This window comes from Prochlorococcus sp. MIT 0916, from assembly GCF_047305155.1.
Classification (GTDB): Bacteria; Cyanobacteriota; Cyanobacteriia; order PCC-6307; family Cyanobiaceae; genus Prochlorococcus_B.
This window is the reverse complement of record NZ_CP138980.1, coordinates 547756-571890: the sequence shown is the minus strand read 5'-3', so window position 1 is coordinate 571890 and position 24135 is coordinate 547756. Positions and strand designations below refer to the sequence as shown.

Below are 24135 nucleotides of genomic sequence, written 5' to 3'. Positions count from 1 at the left end.
AATGGAGAATTTATTCAAAAAAAATAATTTATTTTTGATTTCAATAGGAGCAGTTCCAGCTGCAATATTTCGTTGGCAAATTGATAAAATTTGGATCGTCAATATAGTTGGTTGTTTTTTATTGGGGTTTATTAATAGTTTGCCAATTCCTAGGAAATATAAATTGGTGTTTGGATTTAGTTTTTGTGGATCATTAACTTCATATAGTGGATGGTCTTTAAAATTATTTGAATTAATAAGCCACGGCTTTTATAAGCTATTTTTTTTGAATTCAATATTAGCTGTCCTAATAGGATGTTTTGCTTTTGCTTTTGGACATTTATTAGCGAAACATTTTTAATGCAATAATTTTTCAATTGCGTTAGTCATTTCCAAACTTTCCGGTTCTACTGAACTTTTAAACCTGGCTATGGCCTCTCCTTTTCTATCAATTAGAAATTTTTCAAAGTTCCACTCAATGTCGCCGGCTGGAATGACTTTATTCAAGGTCGTAAATGGTTCAGTTGTCTTACCTTTTCCATGAACTTTTTGGAACAGTTGGAAGTTTGCTCCATAAGAGATTGAGCAGAATTGTTTGATTTCTTCTAACTCTCCAGGTTCTTGATTGCCAAAGTCATTACAAGGAAAACCCAAAACTCTGAACCCTTGTGATTCATACTTGTCTTGTAGATTCTGTAGACCTTGATATTGCTTGGTGAATCCACACTTGCTAGCGACATTAACAATCAATAAAACATCTCCTCTGAAATGATCAAAAGTTATTTTTTCATTTTCGAAAGAGAAGACTTCAACTTTGCTGATATTTACGGACATGGATATCGAAGTAAAAAAAAATAGAAGTTAGCCATAAAATAATATAGGCTTGTTGCTCGAAATATGAATGATCACTTAGGGGCATCAATTGAGACTCAATCTTTATCAAATGGTAGTTCGGTCGCAGAAGCAGTTGCGCATCAACTAGAGGCAATGCTTTCTGCAGGCAATTACGATGGCGTTAAATCACTTCTAAGTCCTGTTCAGCCTGTTGACATCGCTCAGGCTGTAGGGACTTTGCCAATGATTTTACAAGCATTGGCTTTCAGGCTATTAAATAAAAATGAAGCAATTGAGGTTTATGAATATTTAGAGCCTTCAGTTCAACAAAATCTTTTAGATCGTTTGAGGTCGAATGAAGTCCTGGACTTAGTAGAGGAGATGTCACCTGATGATCGTGTACGTCTTTTTGATGAGTTGCCGGCAAAAGTTGTCAGGCGGTTGCTTGCAGAGCTAAGTCCTGAAGAAAGACGAGTAACTGCTCAGCTTTTGGGTTATGAATCGGAAACAGCTGGCAGACTAATGACTACTGAATTTATAGATCTTAAAGAATTTCTTAGTGTCTCTCAAGCGTTGAAACTAGTCAGACAAAGAGCTACTTTCTCAGAAACAATTTACAGCCTTTATGTCACTGACAAAGAGAGGCATTTAACTGGAATTTTATCTTTAAGGGACTTAGTGGTTGCTGATCCTGACTCGCTAATTGGCGCAGTGATGACAAGAGATGTTGTTAATGTAAGAACTGATACTGATCAAGAAGAGGTTGCAAGAGCAATTCAAAGATATGACTTTTTAGCTTTACCTGTTGTTGATCTTGAAAAAAGACTTGTTGGTATTGTCACTGTTGATGATGTTATAGATGTAATTGAACAAGAGGCAACAAGGGACATTTATGCCGCGGGTGCAGTTCAAGCTGGAGATGAAGATGATTATTTTCAGAGCAATTTATTCGTAGTGGCTAGGCGACGCATAGTTTGGCTTGCCGTTTTGGTTTTAGCTAATGGATTGACAACTCAAGTCATAGCTATGAATGATGAAGTTTTAAAGCAAGTAGTTTTATTAGCTGCTTTTATCCCTCTATTAATCGGAGCGGGTGGCAATGTTGGAGCTCAAAGCTCAACGGTTGTGATTCGAGGCTTGAGTACGCAAAGAATTCAACGACTGGGCCTTTTTAAGGCTATTGCAAAAGAAGCATTGGCAGGCGCTTTACTTGGAGTCTTGATGGCTCTATTTGTTGTTCCTTTTGCTTGGTGGCAAGGTCAGGGACCTTTGGTAGCAACAGCTGTAGGGATAAGCTTGATTTCTATTACAACTCTTGCAGCCACTGCAGGGGCTGCGTTGCCTTTACTTTTTGATCGTATGGGTTTAGACCCCGCTCTAATGTCTGCACCATTTATTACAACCGCTACTGATGTTGCAGGAGTATTGATTTACCTGAAAACAGCTTCTTGGCTTCTAGGAAGACTGGCGTAGAAGCCGAATAAGTGTTTGTACTCAAAGTGGGGAAAGCCGAGCACTGCTTAATTGATCTTTACAATTCTTAGTAGTAAGCTTTACAAAACTAAACAAACTTATGACAACGGCAGTAGGGGCTATTCAGACTAAAAATCCACCTGCTGCAGCAAGATCTGTAACTGATATAGATTTAGTTCGCTCTTATTTAAGGGATATTGGGAGAGTCCCTTTATTGTCACACGAACAGGAAATAACACTAGGAAGACAGGTACAAGACCTTATGGCTCTTGAAAATCTCGAGTCACAACTTGAAAGTGATCTTGGGGAGAAGCCAGAAATCAATATTTTTGCCGATAAAGCGGGTATATCCACTATGCAATTAAAAAAGAAGCTCAAAAGTGGAAGACGAGCTAAAGAAAGAATGGTTGCCGCAAATCTTCGTTTGGTAGTAAGTGTGGCGAAGAAATATACAAAAAGAAATATGGAATTATTAGATCTCATCCAAGAAGGAACTATTGGCTTAGTTAGAGGTGTTGAAAAATTTGATCCCACTCGTGGATACAAGTTTTCTACTTATGCCTACTGGTGGATTCGTCAAGGCATTACTAGAGCAATTGCTGAGAAAAGCAGATCAATAAGACTCCCTATTCATATAACCGAAATGCTAAATAAACTTAAAAAAGGTCAACGAGAGCTAAGCCAAGAACTTTCTAGAACTCCAACATTGAAAGAATTATCAGAATACGTTGAATTACCTGAAAATGACGTAAAAGATTTAATGAGTCGAGCTGGGCAGCCAGTTAGTCTAGAAACAAAAATTGGTGATGGTGAAGATACTATCTTGTTAGATCTTCTTTCTAATGACATTGATATGCCTTCCGAGCAAATAGAAAGCGATTGTATGAAGGGAGATTTAGAAACATTACTTGAACAATTGCCTGAACTACAAAATCGAGTATTAAGAATGCGTTATGGCATGGACGGTGATGACCCAATGAGCCTAACTGGTATTGGAAGAGTCTTAGGTATAAGTCGTGATCGAGTAAGAAATTTAGAGCGAGATGGATTAAGAGGTTTAAGAAAGGTTGGTTCATCCGTTGAAGCCTATATGGCTTCCTGAATTATCTTTTTAAGGATAGGGTTGACCTTTTCTGGCATTTCATCATGTGGGCAATGCCCTGCACGGGGAATAATATCCAGAGATTTAATGCATTCAAATTTTTTAAACCATTTTTGAGCTTCCTCTAGAGGTTCCCAGGGATCTTTTTCACCCCATATTAAATACACTGGGATTTTTATGTTCTTCAGCAATTCTGGTGCTAAATGATCATTGAATAGATTAATAAAACCTCTAAAAGCCTCTGCCGAACCTTTCCTTTTAGTAGGTTTCAACAGTAGATTTATTAATTCTTGATTAACATTTTTTTTACTTGGATATGCAACTAATAAAACTTTTTCTATGAACTTTGCGTTTGAGGCATTTTTGAATAGACTTGAACTTAAAAATCTTTGTCTTACTAACGTTTTAATTATTGGCCTTAAAAAACGCATAGGCAAAGATTGTTCTGATAATCGTTTGTCATCCATGGTTCTCTGAGCGCAGTCAATTAAGATAATTCCTGAACATCCATGGAGTAACTTCGCTGACGCATTTAACGCAACAACTGCTCCTATAGAATTGCCTACTAAAATCACTGGTTTTTTAACTTTTTCATTACAAAAATCGATAATTTGCTTACTCCAATTGTCAAAGCAATAATGAAAATTTGTTGGTGCTTTTTTTTCGAATAAAAGTTGAGAATTGGGTTGACTGCTTTCTCCAAAACCTATCAGATCTATTGCATAGCAAGGTGATATTGTGCTTATTTCTGTTTGATTATACCTCCAATGATCTTTACAAGCTCCAAATCCATGTATTAAAACAGTTGCAACTGCCGCATCGTTTTTGTTTCCCTCTAATTGCCATGCGATTTGATAATTTTTCCAATTCCAGAAATGTCGCATCCGCTCTGATTGAATTTTAAGGTTGTTCTCAATTATAATAAACCTTTTTGTAAAATAATAATTTTAGTATATCTTGTTTTTGTATAATTTTAAATGAATATTTTATTGCAGAATTTTTATCAGTAATTAAAATCAGTCTAGCTTTTGTTAATAACAAATAAAAGTAATGAATGGAAATGGTAAACAATTGAACAAAATAATTACATATACAGTTCCTTCCTCAGAAACATATATTGAAAAGGATGCTAATATATATACAAATAATCTAATAAATCTTTCCGAAGCCGAAATCATCGAAAAAGCTTTAAGTCTTCATTCTCAAGGTGATATTTTCGAGGCATCTAAATATTATCAATTATTTATAAATCAAGGTTTTATTGATGTAAGAGTGTTTTCTAATTATGGAGTCATATGTCAGAAAAGAGGAGAAATTTCGAAGGCGATAAAACTGTATAAAAAATCCATCCAATTATTTCCTAAGAGATCAGAATGCTATTCTAATTTAGGGTATATATATAAGGAGCAGAAAAATCTAGAAGAAGCTGAAAAATATACTCGAAAAGCTATAGAGATAAATCCTAGATTTGCAAATGCATTTTTAAATTTAGGTAATATTATGAAAGATAAAGGTCAATTAATTGATGCTGAAAAATACACAAGAAAAGCAATCAATCTTAACCCCAGTGGTGCTGAATGCTATCTGAATTTAGCTAATATCTTAATAGATATGGGAAAATTAGACGAAGCAATTATATATATTCAAAAAACTATAGATTTAGACCCTAAGCTAATCAAACCTTACTATATCTTGTCAACATTACCTATGATAAAGAATTCTGGCGATTGGCAGGATCATATTTTTTCAGATCGTATATTACTTAATAAAGGAAGTAAAGATAAAATTGATATATATTTTGCTAGGGCAAATATACTTCATAAGAAAAAACAATTTGATTTGAGTAGTCAATATTTGATTATGGCTAATAATCTTAAACTTACTCTTTATCCATCTAATTTAGATTATAGGCTTCATAAATCTAGAACTTTAATGAAAGAATCATTGAAGAAAGATATCTCTGATTCATGTGATTCTGAAATACCTAAAAGCATATTTATTGTCGGGATGCCTAGAAGTGGTTCTACTTTGCTTGAATCAATATTAAGTATGAACCCTGACATTAATGATTTAGGCGAGGTTAATATCTTTGAAGATTCATTTTTAGAATGGAAAAGATTGAAATCAGAAAATAGGAATATAAATCTTGATGAAGTTTATTTAAAGAAATTGAATATCCTTGCAAATAACTCTTCAATTATAACTAATAAATGGCTTTATAATTATCAGTATGTTGGTATTATATTATCTCATATACCAAATGCATTTGTTATTCATTGTTTTAGAAATCCATTAGATAATATTCTCTCAATTTTTAGAGCACATTTTTCGAAGGGTAATGAATATTCTTCATCTTTAATAGATTGTGCAAAGGTTTATTTAGATCAGGAAAAGAAAATGAATATATATAAAAAACAATATCCTTCAAAAATATATAGTTTGAATTATGACTTCCTAGTAACTAATCCATATACAGAAATAAGAAGTTTGATATCTTGGCTAGGTTGGGATTGGAATGATTCTTATGAATCTCCACATCTGAATTCTCGATCAGTCTCAACTGCAAGTAGAGTTCAAGTCCGTTCTCCAATTAATTCTAAGTCTATAGGAGGGTGGAAGAATTACAAAAGCCTTTTGGAACCAATTATTGATATTTTTGCAAAGACTGATACATCTAATATAAATTAATTGACTTAAGGCTTATGTCAATAAAAATATATAATTATAAATCCATATTATTTATGTTTATTTGCAACTTTTTTACTTTTAAATGATAAAAAATAATCTAATTATTGGTCTACAAAAAGATCTTTTAAACTGGTTTGATGATTATGGACGTCACTGGATTCCCTGGAAATTGAATTCTGATGGCTTACCTCCTGAAAATGGTGAGATTATTTCACCCTATGGCATCTGGATTGCTGAAATAATGCTGCAGCAGACTCAACTGAATGTGGTTTTGCCATATTGGGAAAAATGGATGAAAACATTTCCTTTATTGAATAATTTAGTTGATTCAAATGAGCATAATATTTTAATGCACTGGAGAGGGTTAGGTTTTTATTCACGAGCAATGCGTATTCAAAAGTCTTCGAAATTATTGATTGAACATATTGGAAAAGATAATACATTAGATCCATTATCATGGCCAACCGATTTAAATTCTTGGATTGTTTTGCCTGGTGTAGGGAAAAGTACAGCAGGTAGTATTATTTCGTCTGCTTTTGACAAACCTTTTCCTATTTTAGATGGAAATGTTAAGAGAATCCTTTCTAGATTGATAGCCAGTGAAAAGACTCTGGATAAAGATCAAAACAGATTATGGAAATTAAGTAAACAATTATTGCCTCTGTATAGAGCCAGAGATTTTAATCAAGCTTTGATGGACTTAGGTGCAACTGTCTGTACATTAAAAAAACCAAAATGCTTGTATTGTCCTTTACAGCAATATTGTCTTGCATATATCAACTATGATCCAATAGATTTCCCTAAGAAAAAAATGAAAAAGATAATACCTATCGAAAAAATAGGTATTGCACTTGTTTTTAATAGCAATGGAGATTTAATTATTGATCAGCGTCTAGAGAGTTCTAGTATGGGAGGAATGTGGGAATTTCCAGGAGGCAAAAAAGAGTCTAATGAATCTATAGAAGATACGATCAAAAGAGAAGTAAGAGAGGAGCTAGGGATAGAAGTACAAGTTGGAAACCAACTTTTGTCATTTGATCATTCATATAGTCATAGGAAATTACAATTTGAAGTTTATTTATGTAAGTTGAAATCAGGAAATCCTAAGCCATTGGCAAGTCAAAAAATCCTTTGGGTTGCACCAATTAGGCTTTTGGATTTTCCTTTCCCTTCTGCGAATTCGAAAATTATATCTGCTTTACTTGAGTATCTAGGTATTGAATGTGAAAGACTTTAAATTAATAATAATACTTAAATTAATGGAAAAATAAATATGGAATCTAAAAATGTAATTTCATTTGGAGAATGTTTAATAGATCGATTGGGTCCGCCTGGAGGAGACCCAGCTATTGATCTTCCTCTCTCAGATTGCTTTGGTGGTGCTCCTGCGAACGTTGCTTGTGGCTTAAGTCGTTTAGGGGTGGATGTTTCTTTTATTAGCTCGCTTGGAAATGATGAATTTGGTAAAAACTTTAAGAATTTAATGATTAAAAGAGGTATTAATACAGGTGGATTGCAACAAGATCACTCTCGTCCTACAAGAATTGTATTGGTTCGAAGAGACATAAAAGGCGAAAGATCTTTTGAGGGGTTTCAGGGTGATCAAGGCTTGGGGTTTGCTGATCAAGCCATATCGCGTGAAAAAATAATTCATGATTGGCCAATGATTGCTGATGGAGCCAAATGGCTCGTGATTGGAACAATTCCCTTAGCATCTGAAACTTCCTCAGAGGCCTTTTGTTGGTGTATTGATAAAGCTATAAATACTGGAATGCAGATTGCTTTAGATTTGAATTGGAGACCTACTTTTTGGCGAAATCAATTAACGACAGATGTATTACCTAATCTCGATGAGAAAAAGAAAATAAAGTCTATTTTAAAAAATGTCTCTTTAATAAAACTTTCCAAGGAAGAAGCAATATGGTTTTTTAATTCTTCAAATCCAGTTCAAATCTCTTCAACTTTACCTAATCGACCATCAGTTATTGTTACTGATGGATCAAATCCAATTTCATGGTTAATTAATAAAAGTTTTGGAACATTATCTGCCATTACTCCATCTTCTATAGTAGATACAACTGGTGCTGGAGACGCTTTTACAGCAGGTGTAATTTATAAACTATTATCTTGTGATTTAGATCAGATAAATGATCAAGCAGCGAAAGAAATCATTCAATTTGCTGTTGCTTGCGGTGCCTATGTATGCCAAGGGTTAGGTGCGATTGATTCACAACCGTATCTTCATGATGTGGATATGCTTTTATCTTGTGATGTTGGAGAGATTAGTTGAAAAAAACGGCCCTGGTTATTTGGTAAATATTCCATTTTCCCTTTCCAGGCATCGTACATTTGAAGAGATAGCCTCTCTGGCCATTCCACCACTACTAACGCTCCCAAGTTTTTAGCCTCTTCTTCCTCTTGAAGAAAGAATGCATTTGCAGAACTGCATTCATCTATTCTATAAAGATCAATGTGAACAAGAGGTCTAAATCCAGAAAGATAATGTTGTGATAAAGGAAAGGTTGGAGAAGTTATTGGTTCATTTATTCCAAGGCTTTTAGCAATTCCTTTAACTAATGTAGTTTTTCCTGCTCCAAGAGGCCCATTTAAAAGGAGAATACCTAGATCTGTAAATTTTTTTGTTAATGTTGATCCAAGTGTCATTGTTGATTCAGGTTTGTCTAAAGTCCAGCAGAAATTATTAGTTTGCTGAGCAAATGAATTAAAAACCTCGAATTGTTTTTCAGAATCTTGTTTCACAACCTCCAATAAAGAGTTCAATTTATGTTTGCAGCAACCAAATCAAATCTCAACAATGTTGAGAAAAATCTTGATTACGTAGTTCAAGATATAACCTCAGCTGAGTTCGGGCGAAAGGAACTATCAATAGCTGAAACAGAAATGCCTGGTTTGATGGCACTGAGAAAAAAATATGGAACCCTACAACCATTAAAAGGAGCTTTTATTGCAGGTAGTCTTCATATGACTATCCAAACAGGAGTTCTTATTGAGACCTTGGTTGAACTTGGCGCAAAAGTTAGATGGGCTTCATGTAATATTTTCTCTACACAAGATCATGCTGCTGCAGCTATTGCAAATTCAGGAGTGCCTGTTTTTGCTAAGAAGGGTGAAACTTTAGATGAATACTGGGAATACACTCACAAAATTTTCGAATGGAAAGATGGTGAATCTGCAAATATGATTCTTGACGATGGTGGAGATGCCACCGGATTGATTATTTTGGGTAGCAAAGCGGAAAAAGATATTTCAGTTCTTAATAACCCCTCAAATGAAGAGGAAATTGCATTATTTGCTTCCATAAAGAAAAAACTTTCTCAAGATTCAACTTTTTATTCAAAAGCTAAATCTTGCATAAAAGGAGTTACTGAGGAAACCACAACTGGCGTAGCTCGTCTTTACCAAATGGAAAAAAGTGGTGAACTTGTTTTTCCAGCAATTAACGTAAATGATTCAGTTACTAAAAGTAAGTTTGATAATCTCTATGGTTGCCGAGAATCCTTGGTGGATGGCATTAAAAGAGCTACAGATGTAATGGTGGCTGGCAAGGTAGCCCTTGTTATGGGGTATGGAGATGTTGGAAAAGGTTCCGCTCAGTCTTTAAGGGGATTAGGCGCAACAGTAATGATTTCTGAGATAGATCCTATCTGTGCTCTTCAAGCAGCAATGGAGGGTTTTAGAGTTGTGAGACTAGATGAAGTTGTTGAAGATGTAGACATTTTTGTGACTGCTACAGGAAATTTTCAAGTTATTCGTCATGAGCATTTGATCAGGATGAAGAATGAATCGATAGTTTGTAATATCGGCCATTTTGATAATGAAATAGAGGTTTCCTCATTAAAATCCTATGAATGGGAAAATATTAAACCTCAAGTTGATCACATAACCTTACCAAGCGGTAATAAAATAATTCTTTTAGCAGAAGGAAGATTAGTCAATCTTGGATGTGCTACTGGGCATCCTAGTTTTGTTATGAGTAATTCTTTTACTAATCAAGTTTTAGCTCAAATTGAATTATTCAAATTTGGAGTTAAATATTTGAATAAAGTTTATGTTTTGCCAAAACATTTAGATGAAATGGTGGCGATACTTCATTTAGACAAAATAGGAGCCAAATTAACTAAGTTAACTGAAGAACAATCAAAATATATCAATGTTCCAATAGAAGGTCCCTATAAGACAGATCAATATCGTTATTAATTATATTTCAACAATTGAAACTCCATGGAAATATCTGAATTTATATCTTCTTTACCCTTACTAATAGGAAATGCAGTTGAGACTAATCAGTTGATTGGCTATGGAGCGATCTTAATTGCAATGTTGTTGGAAAATCTAATCCCACCAATTCCTTCAGAGTTAATTATGCCTCTTGGGGGCTTTTATGTGTCACAAGGCCAACTAGATTTTCTACCGGTTGTTTTAGCAGGTTTAATAGGAACTGTTATGGGAGCTTTGCCTTGGTATGGAATTGGGAGATTAGTGAATGAAACAAGACTTGAGAAATGGCTTGAAAAGAATGGACGTTGGATTGGAATTAATGCTCAGGAACTTGCGCGAAGTCGCAAATGGTTCAACAAGTATGGCGTGTCTTTAGTATTTTGGGGAAGATTAATACCCGGAATTCGTACTTTGATTTCTGTACCTGCAGGGGTTGAGTTGATGCCAGTGACTCCCTTTCTGGTTTGGACAACTGCAGGAAGCCTAATTTGGACCTTATTTTTAACAATCACAGGATTTTATTTGGGCGATAATTATGCAAAGATTGAAATATGGATTAGTCCTTTTTCAAGTGTCTTTAAGACTATTTTAATTTTAATTATCTCTGGTGCTTTAATAACTTTAATTTATAAAACTCTTCGAAAACTAATTAACAATTAAAAACGATATTTTTAAAATGGAATTTCGTCATTGCTTGGCTGCGGATTAAATGAATTGTTGTTTTGGAAATTACTATTTTCCGAATCTCTTTTGGATCCTAATAATTCGAGACGATCAACTCTAACAACTGGTTTATTTCTATCCTCTCCAGTATTGCGATCCTTCCAACTATCCAATTTGAAGCTACCAGTTATTCCTATCAAGGATCCTTTTTTTACATAATCAGCTGCTACTTGGGCTTGTTTACCCCAAATTTCTAGATTAAACCAATCTGGTTCGTCGTTTCGATTTCTTCTATTGACAGCCATTGTTAGATTCGCCACTACAGTTCCAGATTCAAAATATCTAACTTCAGGATCTCGTCCTGCTCTGCCAACAAGAGTGACTGAATTTATTGCCATCATTACCTCCTCTGTTTACTGGTTGCTAAATAATATCTTTATCTTAGTTCAACTCTCTTTATGATGGCTCAAATGATTGAAATCCGTGTTTTTTAACCGTTTCAAATTCTCCCGAGATATTGGGATTGATTTAGGTACAGCAAATACCTTGATTTATGTTTCTGGTAAGGGCATCGTATTGCAAGAACCCTCAGTTGTAGCAATGGATTTAGAAGAAGGAGTTCCTCTCGCTGTAGGTGATGATGCGAAGTTGATGTTAGGGCGAACACCAGGAAATATTCGGGCCGTTAGACCGCTTAGGGATGGCGTGATAGCGGATTTTGATGCGGCTGAGCAAATGCTTAAGACGTTTATTCAAAAATGCAATGAGGGCCGTGGAATCATTGCACCCCGACTAGTGGTTGGTATTCCTAGTGGCGTGACTGGTGTAGAGAGACGAGCAGTTCGTGAAGCTGGTCTTGCGGGTGCAAGAGAGGTGCATTTAATTGATGAACCTGTAGCTGCTGCCATTGGAGCATCCTTGCCGGTGACAGAGCCTATTGGAACAATGATCGTTGATATTGGAGGTGGTACAACTGAAGTAGCTGTTCTAAGCCTTGGTGGAACAGTTTTAAGTGAATCTGTAAGAGTTGCGGGTGATGAAATTAATGATTCTATTGCGACCTATTTGAAAAAAATACATAACTTAGTAGTTGGAGAAAGAACAGCTGAAGAGATAAAAATTAAAATTGGATCAGCTTTTCCATCTAATGAATTTGATTTGCAATCAATAGATGTAAGAGGATTGCATTTACTTTCAGGTTTACCTCGTTCAATTAATTTGAAAGCAGGCGATTTGCGTGAAGCTATGTCAGAGCCTCTTAATAAGATTGTTGATGCTGTAAAAAGGACTCTAGAAAGAACTCCCCCTGAACTGGCGGCTGATATTGTCGATAGAGGGATAATGCTGGCTGGAGGAGGAGCATTAGTTAGAGGAATTAGTGATCTGTTAAGTCATGAAACAGGAATTTTTACTCACGTAGCCGAGGATCCATTGTTGTGCGTTGTGAATGGATGCGGTCTAGTTTTAGATGATTTCAAATCAATGCGAAGAGTTTTAGATACGCCTGATTTTGCTCGAAATGTAATTCGAGATTGAACAATGATTAAAGCCCGACCAAAAATAGGGTTTCATTTGCTTTTTAAAAGTAAGTTTTGGGTAATGTTTTTGTTGGGATCTTTATTATTCGGGATTCGTTGGACAAAAGGAGCAGGATATTTAGATTTATACTCCATTTTATTAAACCCAATACTCCCCGGTACGGCGCAACGAGAATGGATTAAGGAAGGAGAAAATATTGAACGAAATATTCGATTAAAATTGCTTGAGGAGGATAATATTCGTTTAAGAAGAGCTCTTTCTTTGAAAGAGATTAATAGTGATCAAAGAATTTCAGCTGCTGTAATATCTCGATCTTCAAGAAATTGGTGGCAACAGCTAGAAATTAATAAGGGCGCAAAAGCTGGAGTTTTGCTGGGGCAAACTGTAATTGGACCAGGCGGTTTAATTGGCTTGGTTGATAGCGTAACTCCACTTACTTCAAGAGTTAGACTATTAACTGATCCTGGTCATCAGGTAGGAGCTTGGATTGATCGGACTAAGCGCCATGGGATTTTGACGGGGATGGGTACAAATAGACCAAAACTAATTTTCTTAAATAAAAATAGTTTGGCTAAAATTGGAGATACTGTAACTACATCCCCAGCAAGTACTTTATTGCCCCCAAATTTAACAATTGGCATTGTTCAGTTTGTTAACGAAAAGGCGTTACCTTCTCCATATGCAATAGTTCAATTAACTGCATCACCTGAGGCAATAGATTGGGTTCAGATCTTGAAGAATAATGGCCAAAAATAATAAGAAATTTTTAATCTTTTTCACTATAATTTTCTTACAAGCATGTATACTTACCTCTCCCGATTTGCTTACACTAAATGGAATAACTCCATGTTGGCCAGTTATTTTATTGTTGCCTATTTCACTGAAGAATCCTCCTTGGAAGGCTGCGATAGCTTCAGTTTTGTTAGGAATTTTTATAGATTCGTTTACAATTAGCGATGTCTCTTATATTCCATCTTTGTTGATTCTGTCTCTAGTTTGGAGTACCTATGGATTGCATAATAAAAAAATTGAATTATTTCTAAATATTGGTTTGCTGGCTATCTTTGGAACCGCCTTTGTTGGCCTTTCTATTTGGATTCAAAAAATTATTATATATAGCGTTTTAAGAAATAATTGGTTTCATTCTTGGTCCATTTATGTATTAATTTCCGAGGTCATAATTACTGGATTAGTTGCTCCATTTTTCTCTTCATGGCTTCTTATTACTTATAAAAAAAACTAATGCAAAAATTTTTCAAGCTTTTAAAATAGAATAAATAATTATTTATTAGTGGTGACTCTGTCTATTAGATTAGTCAAATGGCTTTGAATACCTTACTTGAAGATGATATCGTCGTATAACAAGGAGCAATTTCGACATAGAATTCCGATGCTCCTGTCACTAAGGCAAAAGCTAATCTCATGACCTGCATTTTGGTTGTAGATGATGAACCAGCAGTATTGAAAGTCTTGGTCACAAGGCTTAATCTTGCTGGATATCAAGTTTTATCTGCGCAGGACGGGGAACAAGCACTCGAGGTTTTTCACAAAGAAGCGCCAGACTTAGTGGTTCTGGATGTCATGCTCCCTAAGATGGATGGCTTTGCAGTTTGTCGAAGAATAAGAGCTGAGTCTTGTGTGCCAATAATATTCTTGACTGCTCTTGAAGCGATTTCTGAAAGAGTTGCAGGTTTGGATTTAGGCGCTGATGATTACTTGGCTAAGCCATTCAGTCCAAAAGAGTTAGAAGCAAGAATTGCGACGATTTTGAGAAGAGTAGGACCTGCCCCGACTGTTGATGAGCCTAGAGAAGTTCCTTCAGGTCAAGGAGTAATGAAGCTTGGTGATCTTGTTGTAGACACTAATAGAAGGCAAGTCAGCAGAGGAGGAGAAAGAATAGGCCTGACATACACAGAATTTAGCTTGTTGGAATTATTATTTCGTGATCCTGGCCGTGTTGTACCTCGAGCAGAAATTTTGGAACAGCTTTGGGGGTACCCTCCTAGAAGAGCAGCGGATTTAAGAGTCGTAGATGTATACGTGGCTCGTTTAAGAGGCAAGCTTGAACCAGATCCAAGGAATCCGGAATTGATTTTAACTGTAAGAGGTATTGGCTACGCTTCTCAAAGAATGGGAGAATTTCCTACCGCTATTGCCAGTTAAAGATTAATAGCTCAAAATTGATAGGTTTTTCATTTGATTTATTTTATTCCTGCCGTATGTATGAATTGCCTTGTCTGAATTAAGAGATACACGCCTCGAGAAGGCAAAAGCACTAAAAAGCCTTGGACAAGGTCCGTATGGTCTAAATTTTCGACCTACTTGCTCTGCCGATGTTTTGCAGAAAAAATATGCAGACTTGCCAAATGGCGAAGAAAAAAAAGACGAAGTATCTATCGCAGGGCGTGTAACTTCTCGAAGAGTTATGGGCAAACTTGCTTTTTTTACTCTTGCTGATGAAACAGGTACGGTTCAACTCTTTTTGGAAAAGGCGACATTAAATCAAAATCAAAATAGTGCAATTCCAAACAATAATTTTGAGAATATTACCTCCCTTGTGGACTCTGGAGATTGGATTGGAGTCAGTGGAATATTAAGGAGAACTGATAGAGGTGAACTTTCTATAAGGGTTTTTAAATGGTCAATGTTATCAAAATCTTTGCAACCATTACCAGATAAATGGCATGGACTTGCCGATGTAGAAAAGCGCTATAGACAGAGATATTTAGACTTAATTGTGAATCCGCAGTCAAGAAAAACTTTTCGAACTAGGGCTTTATTAGTTAGTTCAATTCGACGATGGTTAGATGCAAAAGACTTTTTGGAAATTGAGACGCCAGTTTTACAATCAGAAGCTGGCGGAGCGGATGCAAGGCCTTTTATAACTCATCACAACACACTGGATTTGCCTTTGTATTTGAGAATTGCAACAGAATTGCATCTAAAAAGACTTGTTGTGGGTGGATTTCAAAGGGTTTATGAATTGGGAAGAATTTTTAGAAATGAAGGAATTAGCACTAGGCATAATCCTGAATTTACTTCTGTAGAAATCTATGAGGCCTTTGCTGATTATCTTGATATGATGGAATTAACTGAAAAATTACTTTCTTCAGTTTGCGAAAAGATTTGTGGATCGACCAAAATTAAGTATCAAGAGCAAGAAATAGATTTGCAACCTCCCTGGAGAAGAGCCACGATGCATCAATTAGTTCAGGAATTCACTGGGATTGATTTTGAATTGTTTGAAGATAATGTTGAAGATGCTCGAGCTGAAATGCTTCGAAAGGGGCTTCACGTGCCCGATAAGGCTGAGAGTAGTGTCGGAAGACTATTAAATGAAGCTTTTGAACAGGTAGTAGAGCCTAAGCTGATTCAACCTACATTCGTTATGGATTATCCAATTGAGATTTCTCCATTGGCTAGAAAACACAGGTCTAAGAAAGGTTTAGTTGAAAGGTTTGAACTTTTTATTGTTGGTAGGGAAACTGCTAATGCTTTTAGTGAATTAATTGATCCTATTGATCAAAAAGAACGTTTACTTTTGCAGCAGGCGAAAAAAGAAGCAGGTGACCTTGAAGCACAAAGCTTGGATGAAGATTTTATTAATGCTCTTGAAGTTGGAATGCCTCCAACAGGAGGCCTAGGCATAGGAATAGATAGGTTTGTAATGCTACTAACTGATAGCCCTTCGATAAGAGATGTTATTGCTTTTCCACTTTTGCGACCAGAATCAAATTTAAAACAAACTGGAAAGTGACCCATCAGAGTGGATAATAGGCGAGTAAGGATTTTGTTCCGATGAGTGGTGAGAGAGTTGGTTTCCGTTTCAAGCACGCAGATGCTGTTGTGAAAAGGAATCCCCAAGGGCGTTCAAGACGCGGTTGGGTTATGGAACCTGTTGAGCAAACTACAAGCAGGGGTACAAAAATGCCTGCTTATCGCATTAGATGGAGAGATAGCGAGCGTCCTGAAATAGTTTTACAACATATGCTTATTGCCGACCCTGACCCATCAGCTCCACCTGAGAATGTTAGTTTGGATGCCACTTGATAATAGATAATTAAAGTAATAAATTTTTTTCTTTTAAAATCGTTTTAGAGCATTAGCTACATCTTTTTTAGAGTCATTAATTTTCTCTCTATCCCTTTTGTCATGAAGCTTTCTTCCTTTCCCAACTCCAATTTTCAACTTAATCCATGACCCTTTAAGATAAAGACTTAAAGGTATTAATGCTAAACCTTTTCGGTCTAAATTTATTTTTAATTTTTCAATTTCTTTTCGATGAGCAAGAAGTTTTTTGATTCTTAGGGGTTCGTGATTGAAAAATTTACCGGAATGATTATGAGGAGATATATGAACATTGTGAAGTTGAATTTGATCTTTCTTGATTAGGCAAAATCCATCTTTTAAGTTTACTTTTCCAGCTCTAATTGATTTAACTTCTGTTCCAAGAAGCTCTAAGCCAGTTTCAAGTGTTTCTAGGATTTCATATTCATACCTTGCTTTTCGATTGTCAGCTAAGCGACGGATTCCATCAACTGAGGAATTTTTCTTGGATTTTCTCGTTCCTTTTTTGCTCATTCTTCTATTTAGCTCCATTTTTGTTGAGATGCCACTACCCTTCGTTCATGGCAATTGTGTCTTCAATTACTAATCATTCGCATCTTCCTAATGATAAAGGAGAGGAAAGATTGGTTGGTCCCAGTCTTTTAAAGGAGGAACTTAAATTATCTCAACAAGATTCAATGAGACCTCGATCGTTTGATGATTTTGTAGGTCAATCTGAATTAAAGAACGTCCTTGAAATCTCAGTTAAAGCATCATTGAAAAGAGGTGAAGCTCTTGATCATTTAATGCTTTACGGGCCGCCTGGATTGGGAAAAACCACCATGGCTTTGATAATTGCTGAGGAATTGGGAGTAAAAGCCAGAGTAACAAGCGCTCCTGCTCTTGAACGTCCAAGGGATATAGTTGGATTATTGATCAATTTGCAGCCACGTGAATTGATTTTTGTTGATGAGATACACAGATTAAATCGCATTTCACAGGAACTTTTGTATCCTGCGATGGAAGATAGAAGGTTGGATTTAACTGTTGGAAAGGGAACTTCCTCGAGAATGCGATCAATCGAAATCCCACATTTTACCTTGGTCGGAGCCACCACAAAACCCGCAGCGTTGAGCTCCCCTATGCGAGATCGTTTTGGCATCACTCAGCGACTAGATTTTTACAATAATTTGGACCTTGAAAATATAGTTAAAAGATCTGCAAAACTAATTAACTTATCAATTTCAGAAGAAGCATCTAAAGAATTAGCTAAAAGGAGTAGAGGTACTCCCCGAATTGCAAATAGGCTTATACGTAGAGTAAGAGATTTTGCAGAGGTGCATTCTTCTTCAAAAATGATTGATGTACAGGTTGTTAATGATGCACTTTATCTCCATCGTGTAGATCAAAGAGGGTTAGATGCAACAGATAGAAGTTATCTAGGCTTGTTAGTCAATCAATATCGAGGTGGACCAGTAGGCCTTGAAACTTTGGCTGCTGCCCTTGGCGAGGATTCAACCACTCTTGAAACTGTAGTTGAGCCTTATTTAATGCAAATTGGCTTTTTACAGAGAACTTCTAGAGGAAGGGTCGTTACTGCAGTAGCTAAAAAACATTATCTGCTAACTTCAAAAAATAATATGTATCAATGATAATTATAAGAGCTGTTAAAGTTTTACTTTTATTTTCTATTGTTTTTGGTTTTATACCATTTTCAGCCCAATCTCAGGTGCTTCCGAAATTTTTATTTGAAAAAGCTCTTCAAGAAAGTAAGGATGGAGATTTCATGCAAGCTGAAAAAGATTGGAGTTCTTATTTACAAGATCATCCAGATGATGCAGCTGCGTTAAGTAATCGGGGGAATATTCGTTTGGCTCTTGGTGATCCTCAAGGAGCCATAATAGATCAAACACAGGCTATTGAAATTTCTCCTGAAGATTTAGATCCTTACATTAATAGGGGAATTGCTAAAGAAGCTTTGCAGCTTTGGGAAGAGGCTAGAAAGGATTATGAATACGTTTTAAAGAAGAATCCTAAAGATGTTTCAGCTTTATATAACCTGGCCAATGTTATGGGTTCAATGGATAATTGGCTTGAAGCAAAGAAATTGTTTTCCAAAGCTGCTTCTTCAAATAATGCTATTGCTATGGCTAGATCAAGTGAGGCACTTGCAACTTATCAAGTGGGCGATCTTGAACTAGCTGAAAAAAAAATCAGACTCTTAATTCTTAAATATCCCTTGTTTGCCGATGCTAGAGCGGCATTAAGTGCTCTTCTATGGCGCAAAGGCTTAAAAGGTGAAGCAGAAAGTAATTGGGCAGCGGTGGCTGGACTAGATATTCGATACCGTGAGAAAGATTGGCTGATGAATATTCGTCGATGGCCTCCAAAACCAACAAATGATTTGATTGCATTTCTTGCTTTGGAGGATAAATGAAAGATTTAGAAAAAAAAATTGATGTTATATCTAAGGATGTACTGCCTGATTTGCTTGAATTACGTCGTTATCTTCATGCTCATCCTGAGCTAAGTGGTCAGGAATATCAAACTGCTGCTCTTGTGGCAGGTGAGCTTAGAAAATCTGGTTGGGAAGTACAAGAAGCAGTTGGTAGAACGGGTGTGGTTGCTGAAATGGGCAATAGAAGCGGACCTGTTGTTGGTTTACGCGTTGATATGGATGCTTTGCCAATCGAGGAGAAAACAGGTTTGGATTACTCTTCTTCAATCCAAGGCTTGATGCATGCATGTGGCCATGATCTACATATTTGTATTGGTTTGGGAGTGGCAAAAGTATTAGCAAAAACTACACTTACAAATTCCCGAATTCGAATCATTTTTCAACCTGCTGAAGAGATTGCTCAAGGTGCAAATTGGATGAGAGCTGAAAAGGTTCTTGAAGGAATTGAAGCGCTCTTTGGAGTGCATGTTTATCCTGACTTGCCAGTTGGAAAAATTGGAATCAAAAGTGGTATTTTTACCGCTGCCGCTGCTGAGTTGGAAATAGATATCCTTGGTAAGGGAGGGCATGGGGCCAGACCTCATGAAGGTATAGATCCTATATGGGTTGCGGCAAAAGTTATTAGTGGACTTCAAGAAGCTATTAGTAGACGTTTAGACGCTCTTAAGCCAGTAGTTATTAGTTTTGGGAAAATTTCAGGAGGCAATGCTTTTAATGTTATTGCTGAAAGAGTTAAGCTTTTAGGCACAGTTAGGTGCCTTGATATAAACCTTTATCAACAATTGCCCCTATGGATTGAGCAAATAGTGCAAAACATAGCTTCTAGTTATGGAGCTCAGGCGAAAATAAGTTTCAAATCAATCGCACCTCCAGTTTATAACGATCCGGGCTTGACCACTTTGTTATCTACTTGTGCGAAGAACTTTATGGATGAAAAGAATATTGTTTATTTAGATAATCCTTCATTAGGAGCTGAAGATTTTGCCTTCTTTTTGCAAGATGTTCCAGGAACAATGTTTCGATTAGGAGTGGCTGGAGATAAAGGATGCGCTCCATTACATAGCGGATATTTTTCTTTGGATGAAAGAAGCCTTGAATTAGGAATAAAAATTTTGTCTCAATCTATAGTTATGTCTACTAGGCCTACTCAAGATATTTAATTACTATTTTCATGAATAGATTGGGTAACCCTTTAATTTCAATTTCAGCACCTTTGCTGATTTTATTGGCAATTACCGGCTTTTTGCATAGAGAGGGCAAAGACAAAATTCAAGCGATACCTGCTCTAGTAGTTGGGAGTGGATTGATTTTGACTGGAGGGGTTAGAAGATTTAGAAGACGTCGCATGTTGTTCCTAGAGATCAAAAAGGATATGAATGATTAAAATTATTAATACGCAATTTTTTATCTATAAAAACTTTAGGGTTTGTTTGAGGATTTCGAGCTAACTTATAAACATAGCTAGGGGTGCCATATCGCTTTGCTTTATGGCTGAGATCACACCCTCTGAACCTGATCTGGTTTGAACCAGCGTAGGGAAAGTGAAATTTTTGTGATCTTTGTATATTGCTCCCTTTGTTTATTCAATAGCTTTTTAGTTCATGCGGAATTCTTGGGTTGTGTCTAGAAAGGGTAAAACCAATGTTTCTCAGATGCATTTCGCTCGTAATGGCGAAATCACTGAAGAAATGGTTTTCGTGGCAAAGCGTGAGAATCTTCCTGAGTCTCTGGTGATGGAGGAGGTTGCTAGAGGTCGGATGATTATTCCTGCAAATATCAACCATACGAATTTAGAGCCTATGGCAATAGGAATTGCCTCTACATGTAAAGTGAATGCAAATATTGGTGCTTCACCAAATGCAAGTGATGTAAATGAAGAATTAAAGAAGCTTGAGTTGGCAGTTAAGTATGGCGCAGATACTCTTATGGATTTGTCTACTGGAGGGGTTAATTTAGATGAGGTGCGAACCGCCATTATTAATGCCTCCCCTATCCCGATTGGTACAGTACCTGTTTATCAAGCTTTAGAAAGTGTTCATGGATCTATTTCTAGGTTAACTGAAGATGATTTTTTACACATAATTGAAAAACATTGTCAGCAAGGAGTTGATTATCAAACTATTCATGCAGGCTTATTGATTGAACATTTACCCAAGGTTAAAGGTCGTATTACTGGAATAGTTAGTCGTGGTGGAGGAATACTTGCTCAATGGATGCTTTATCACTATAAGCAAAATCCTTTGTTTACTCGTTTTGATGATATATGCGAAATTTTTAAACGCTATGATTGTACTTTTTCTTTAGGTGACTCACTTAGGCCTGGGTGCCTGCATGATGCATCAGATGAAGCTCAACTTGCTGAGTTGAAAACCCTGGGTGAATTGACTAGACGTGCTTGGAAGCATGACGTCCAAGTAATGGTAGAAGGTCCAGGCCATGTCCCTATGGATCAAATTGAATTCAATGTTAGGAAGCAAATGGAGGAATGTTCAGAAGCTCCTTTCTATGTTCTAGGTCCGTTGGTAACGGATATATCTCCTGGGTATGACCACATTTCTAGTGCTATTGGTGCAGCTATGGCAGGTTGGTATGGTACAGCGATGCTTTGTTACGTAACGCCTAAGGAACATCTTGGTTTGCCAAATCCTGAGGATGTCAGAGAAGGCTTGATTGCTTACAAAATTGCTGCTCATGCTGCAGATGTCGCAAGACATAGATCAGGGGCTCGTGATCGTGATGATGAATTAAGTAAGGCTCGTAAAGAATTTGACTGGAATAAACAGTTTGAATTGTCCTTAGATCCAGAGAGAGCTAAGCAATATCACGATGAAACTTTACCTGAAGAAATTTTCAAAAAAGCAGAGTTTTGTTCAATGTGTGGTCCTAATCATTGTCCAATGAATACAAAAATTACAGATGAAGATCTAGATAAATTAGATAATCAAATCAAGTCAAAAGGTGCAGCTGAATTAACCCCTATCAAGTTAAACAAAGAAAATTAATTCTTTGTTTAACTTGATATTTAATTGGATTAACTATTAATAACAATTAATTTTATTTGTTTAGAAGACTTCTAGATTTCTCTACTACATTCTCAATAGTAAATCCAAATTTTTCCATACATAGGCCACCTGGAGCAGAGGCTCCAAAGCTATTCATCGTAACGCTGTCTCCATCAAGACCAATATATTTATGCCATCCGAAGCTCTCTGCAGCTTCAACCACTAGGCGTTTTCTAATGTTAGAAGGTAAAACTTGCTCTTTATAACTTTCGCTTTGTTCTTCAAAAAGTTCTACACAGGGCATAGAAACAACTCGCACTTTTTTACCTTCTGAAGTTAACTTTTTAGCTGCTTGTACACATAAATCAAGTTCGGTGCCAGTTCCGATAAGTATTAGGTCAGGGTTACTATCACAATCTTCAAGTATGTATCCACCTAAAGCAACTTTTTCTACTGATGAATTTTGCTGATTGGCCATGCCCTGCCTACTTAGGCATAAAGAACTTGGTCTTTTTCGGTTTTTAATTGCAACTTTATATGCTCCACTGGTTTCATTGCCATCTCCTGGACGGAAAACCAGCATATTTGGCATTGCTCGTAATGATGGAATGGTTTCTATTGGCTGATGTGTTGGTCCATCTTCACCAACACCTATGGAATCGTGAGTTAAAATATAAATAACACCTAGCTCACTTAACGCGGAAAGACGCATCGAACCTCGCATGTAGTCTGCGAAAACTAAAAAGGTTCCACCATATGGGATTAGACCACTATCGTGATATGCAATACCATTCAAGATGGCAGCCATAGCATGTTCTCTGACGCCGAAATGTAGATAACGTTTTTCAGGACTTTCATATTGAAAAGATCCAGTCTCACCTTTGATATCTGTGTAATTTGAATGAGTTAAATCCGCAGAACCCCCTATTAATTCAGGAACATTTGGTCCTAGTGCACCTAAACATATTTGAGAATGTTTTCTTGTGGCCAGGCCCTTGTCTTCGGATGTATATGTAGGTAAATCTTTGTCCCATCCTTGAGGAAGTTCTCCTCTAAGCATCCGTTCAAATTCAGATGCTTCAGCAGGATACTTTTTCCTGTAATCCTCAAGTGTTTGATTCCAGTCGGCTTCAAGTTGGGATCCTCTTTTAATTGCTTGACGGTATTGATCGTATACATCTTGAGGGATTTTAAAAGGTTCATATGACCAATCAAGTTCTTTCCTTGTAAGCTTTGCCTCTTCTTCACCAAGAGCAGCTCCATGGATCCCAGCTGTATCACTCTTGTTTGGAGAACCGAATCCTATAGTTGTCGTAATTTTTATGATTGATGGCTTATCAGTGACAGCTTTAGCTTTTTCTATAGCTTTAGAGATGCCTTCTACATCTGTATTTCCATCAGGTATTTCTTGAACATGCCATCCATAAGCTTCATATCTCTTTAATACATCCTCTGTAAAAGATACATCTGTTCTCCCATCAATTGTGATGCTGTTGTCATCGTATAGAGCAATTAATTTTCCAAGCTTTAGATGACCAGCAAGAGAACAAGCTTCTGAAGCTATTCCTTCTTGATTACATCCATCACCCATAATTACGTATGTGTAATGGTCTACAACTGTTGAGTCAGGTTTATTGAATTTGGCTGATAAGTGCGCTTCTGCTATTGCAAGTCCCACTGCATTTGAAATTCCAGCTCCCAATGGGCCTGCAGTTACTTCTACTCCAGGCGTCTCGAAGGTTTCTGGATGTCCAGGAGTTTTAGCACCCCATTGTCGGAATTGTTTTATGTCCTCCATCGTTACAGAGTCGTAGCCAGTTAAATGTAAAAGGGCATATAACAGCATGCACCCATGTCCAGCAGAAAGAACGAATCTATCTCGGTTAAACCATTTTGGATTTTTTGGATTATGACGAAGATGTTTGTCCCATAATGCGTATCCCATTGGTGCGCAACCCATGGGAAGTCCTGGGTGACCACTATTTGATTTATTAACTGCGTCAACTGCGAGCATTCTGATGCTATTGATGCATAGCGTGTCTAGAGAATTAGTCAGGGCAACCATTTTTATTTAGTGAAAAAAATTTTTAGTGGACAGTGAAGACGAAATT

At 36.6% G+C, this 24135-nt stretch carries 25 protein-coding genes and 1 riboswitch; of the genes, 19 read left to right on the top strand and 6 right to left on the bottom strand.

The genetic code is table 11. From position 1 onward, the window contains the following. Position 1: 1 nt before the first annotated feature. Complete coding sequence (locus SIB53_RS03055) at positions 2-340, top strand: fluoride efflux transporter FluC (RefSeq protein ID WP_413678732.1); 339 nt, start codon at positions 2-4, stop codon at positions 338-340. Here SIB53_RS03055 and SIB53_RS03050 read toward each other — a convergent pair. Further along, positions 337-813: a glutathione peroxidase gene (locus SIB53_RS03050; RefSeq protein ID WP_413678731.1), complete on the bottom strand. Its 477-nt coding sequence runs from the start codon at positions 811-813 to the stop codon at positions 337-339. The genes SIB53_RS03055 and SIB53_RS03050 overlap by 4 nt on opposite strands. Before the next feature lie 63 nt (positions 814-876). On the opposite strand from SIB53_RS03050, the gene mgtE reads away from it, so the two are divergent. Together mgtE and SIB53_RS03040 are read left to right on the top strand one after the other, a co-directional pair. Continuing rightward, a complete protein-coding gene (mgtE, locus tag SIB53_RS03045; RefSeq protein ID WP_413678730.1) occupies positions 877-2286 on the top strand; it encodes a magnesium transporter in 1410 nt (469 codons plus the stop codon). A 100-nt stretch (positions 2287-2386) separates the two neighbouring features. Continuing rightward, entirely contained in the window at positions 2387-3388 is a 1002-nt protein-coding gene (locus SIB53_RS03040; RefSeq protein WP_413678729.1) for an RpoD/SigA family RNA polymerase sigma factor, read from the top strand. On the opposite strand, the gene SIB53_RS03035 is transcribed toward SIB53_RS03040, so the two are convergent. Continuing rightward, on the bottom strand, positions 3373-4272 hold the full coding sequence (locus SIB53_RS03035; RefSeq protein WP_413678728.1) for an alpha/beta fold hydrolase: 900 nt from the start codon (positions 4270-4272) through the stop codon (positions 3373-3375). The genes SIB53_RS03040 and SIB53_RS03035 overlap by 16 nt on opposite strands. 166 nt (positions 4273-4438) lie before the next feature. On the opposite strand from SIB53_RS03035, the gene SIB53_RS03030 reads away from it, so the two are divergent. From SIB53_RS03030 to SIB53_RS03020, 3 genes are all read left to right on the top strand, one after another. Then, positions 4439-6076: a tetratricopeptide repeat-containing sulfotransferase family protein gene (locus SIB53_RS03030; protein WP_413678727.1), complete on the top strand. Its 1638-nt coding sequence runs from the start codon at positions 4439-4441 to the stop codon at positions 6074-6076. An 82-nt stretch (positions 6077-6158) separates the two neighbouring features. Next, complete coding sequence (gene mutT, locus SIB53_RS03025; RefSeq protein WP_413678726.1) at positions 6159-7313, top strand: 8-oxo-dGTP diphosphatase MutT; 1155 nt, start codon at positions 6159-6161, stop codon at positions 7311-7313. A gap of 36 nt (positions 7314-7349) precedes the next feature. Next, the gene (locus SIB53_RS03020; RefSeq protein ID WP_413678725.1) at positions 7350-8366 is read left to right on the top strand and encodes a carbohydrate kinase family protein; all 1017 of its coding nucleotides are present in this window, start codon (positions 7350-7352) and stop codon (positions 8364-8366) included. On the opposite strand, the gene tsaE is transcribed toward SIB53_RS03020, so the two are convergent. Continuing rightward, positions 8318-8836, bottom strand: coding sequence for a tRNA (adenosine(37)-N6)-threonylcarbamoyltransferase complex ATPase subunit type 1 TsaE (gene tsaE, locus SIB53_RS03015; RefSeq protein WP_413678724.1), 519 nt, complete (start codon positions 8834-8836; stop codon positions 8318-8320). The genes SIB53_RS03020 and tsaE overlap by 49 nt on opposite strands. A gap of 24 nt (positions 8837-8860) precedes the next feature. On the opposite strand from tsaE, the gene ahcY reads away from it, so the two are divergent. Beyond that, the gene (gene ahcY, locus SIB53_RS03010) at positions 8861-10294 is read left to right on the top strand and encodes an adenosylhomocysteinase (RefSeq protein WP_413678723.1); all 1434 of its coding nucleotides are present in this window, start codon (positions 8861-8863) and stop codon (positions 10292-10294) included. Between the two features lie 24 nt (positions 10295-10318). Continuing rightward, positions 10319-10975 carry a DedA family protein gene (locus SIB53_RS03005; RefSeq protein ID WP_413678722.1) on the top strand — a complete coding sequence of 219 codons (657 nt, stop codon included), beginning with the start codon at positions 10319-10321 and terminating at the stop codon, positions 10973-10975. A gap of 11 nt (positions 10976-10986) precedes the next feature. Here SIB53_RS03005 and SIB53_RS03000 read toward each other — a convergent pair whose 3' ends face one another. Continuing rightward, the gene (locus SIB53_RS03000) at positions 10987-11376 is read right to left on the bottom strand and encodes a single-stranded DNA-binding protein (protein WP_413678721.1); all 390 of its coding nucleotides are present in this window, start codon (positions 11374-11376) and stop codon (positions 10987-10989) included. 85 nt (positions 11377-11461) lie between these two features. Between SIB53_RS03000 and SIB53_RS02995 the strand changes: the two genes are divergently transcribed. The 6 genes from SIB53_RS02995 to SIB53_RS02970 all read left to right on the top strand — a co-directional run bounded on the left by SIB53_RS02995 (position 11462) and on the right by SIB53_RS02970 (position 16567). Next, entirely contained in the window at positions 11462-12514 is a 1053-nt protein-coding gene (locus SIB53_RS02995) for a rod shape-determining protein (RefSeq protein ID WP_413678720.1), read from the top strand. Between the two features lie 3 nt (positions 12515-12517). Beyond that, complete coding sequence (gene mreC, locus SIB53_RS02990; protein WP_413678719.1) at positions 12518-13273, top strand: rod shape-determining protein MreC; 756 nt, start codon at positions 12518-12520, stop codon at positions 13271-13273. Then, complete coding sequence (locus SIB53_RS02985) at positions 13260-13760, top strand: hypothetical protein (RefSeq protein WP_413678718.1); 501 nt, start codon at positions 13260-13262, stop codon at positions 13758-13760. Before mreC ends, SIB53_RS02985 begins: the two co-directional genes overlap by 14 nt. 179 nt (positions 13761-13939) lie before the next feature. Then, positions 13940-14680: a response regulator transcription factor RpaB gene (rpaB, locus tag SIB53_RS02980; RefSeq protein WP_158467370.1), complete on the top strand. Its 741-nt coding sequence runs from the start codon at positions 13940-13942 to the stop codon at positions 14678-14680. 70 nt (positions 14681-14750) lie between these two features. Further along, a complete protein-coding gene (lysS, locus tag SIB53_RS02975; protein WP_413678717.1) occupies positions 14751-16274 on the top strand; it encodes a lysine--tRNA ligase in 1524 nt (507 codons plus the stop codon). Positions 16275-16315: 41 nt separating this feature from the next. Next, entirely contained in the window at positions 16316-16567 is a 252-nt protein-coding gene (locus tag SIB53_RS02970; RefSeq protein ID WP_413678716.1) for a hypothetical protein, read from the top strand. Positions 16568-16600: 33 nt separating this feature from the next. Here the strand turns inward: SIB53_RS02970 and smpB are convergent, their stop codons facing one another. After that, complete coding sequence (gene smpB, locus SIB53_RS02965) at positions 16601-17098, bottom strand: SsrA-binding protein SmpB (RefSeq protein ID WP_413679105.1); 498 nt, start codon at positions 17096-17098, stop codon at positions 16601-16603. Between the two features lie 47 nt (positions 17099-17145). Between smpB and ruvB the strand changes: the two genes are divergently transcribed. From ruvB to thiC, 5 genes are all read left to right on the top strand, one after another. Continuing rightward, on the top strand, positions 17146-18216 hold the full coding sequence (gene ruvB, locus SIB53_RS02960) for a Holliday junction branch migration DNA helicase RuvB (protein WP_413678715.1): 1071 nt from the start codon (positions 17146-17148) through the stop codon (positions 18214-18216). Further along, positions 18213-19001: a tetratricopeptide repeat protein gene (locus SIB53_RS02955; protein ID WP_413678714.1), complete on the top strand. Its 789-nt coding sequence runs from the start codon at positions 18213-18215 to the stop codon at positions 18999-19001. The genes ruvB and SIB53_RS02955 overlap by 4 nt, the downstream gene beginning before the upstream one ends. Beyond that, positions 18998-20182 carry an amidohydrolase gene (locus SIB53_RS02950; RefSeq protein ID WP_413678713.1) on the top strand — a complete coding sequence of 395 codons (1185 nt, stop codon included), beginning with the start codon at positions 18998-19000 and terminating at the stop codon, positions 20180-20182. The genes SIB53_RS02955 and SIB53_RS02950 overlap by 4 nt, the downstream gene beginning before the upstream one ends. Before the next feature lie 11 nt (positions 20183-20193). Further along, positions 20194-20406, top strand: coding sequence for a DUF3188 domain-containing protein (locus SIB53_RS02945; RefSeq protein WP_413678712.1), 213 nt, complete (start codon positions 20194-20196; stop codon positions 20404-20406). Positions 20407-20475: 69 nt separating this feature from the next. Next, positions 20476-20579: riboswitch (TPP riboswitch) on the top strand. A gap of 44 nt (positions 20580-20623) precedes the next feature. Next, positions 20624-22024: a phosphomethylpyrimidine synthase ThiC gene (thiC, locus tag SIB53_RS02940; RefSeq protein ID WP_413678711.1), complete on the top strand. Its 1401-nt coding sequence runs from the start codon at positions 20624-20626 to the stop codon at positions 22022-22024. A 52-nt stretch (positions 22025-22076) separates the two neighbouring features. On the opposite strand, the gene tkt is transcribed toward thiC, so the two are convergent. Continuing rightward, positions 22077-24089 carry a transketolase gene (gene tkt, locus SIB53_RS02935; RefSeq protein ID WP_413678710.1) on the bottom strand — a complete coding sequence of 671 codons (2013 nt, stop codon included), beginning with the start codon at positions 24087-24089 and terminating at the stop codon, positions 22077-22079. Positions 24090-24135 lie beyond the last annotated feature (46 nt).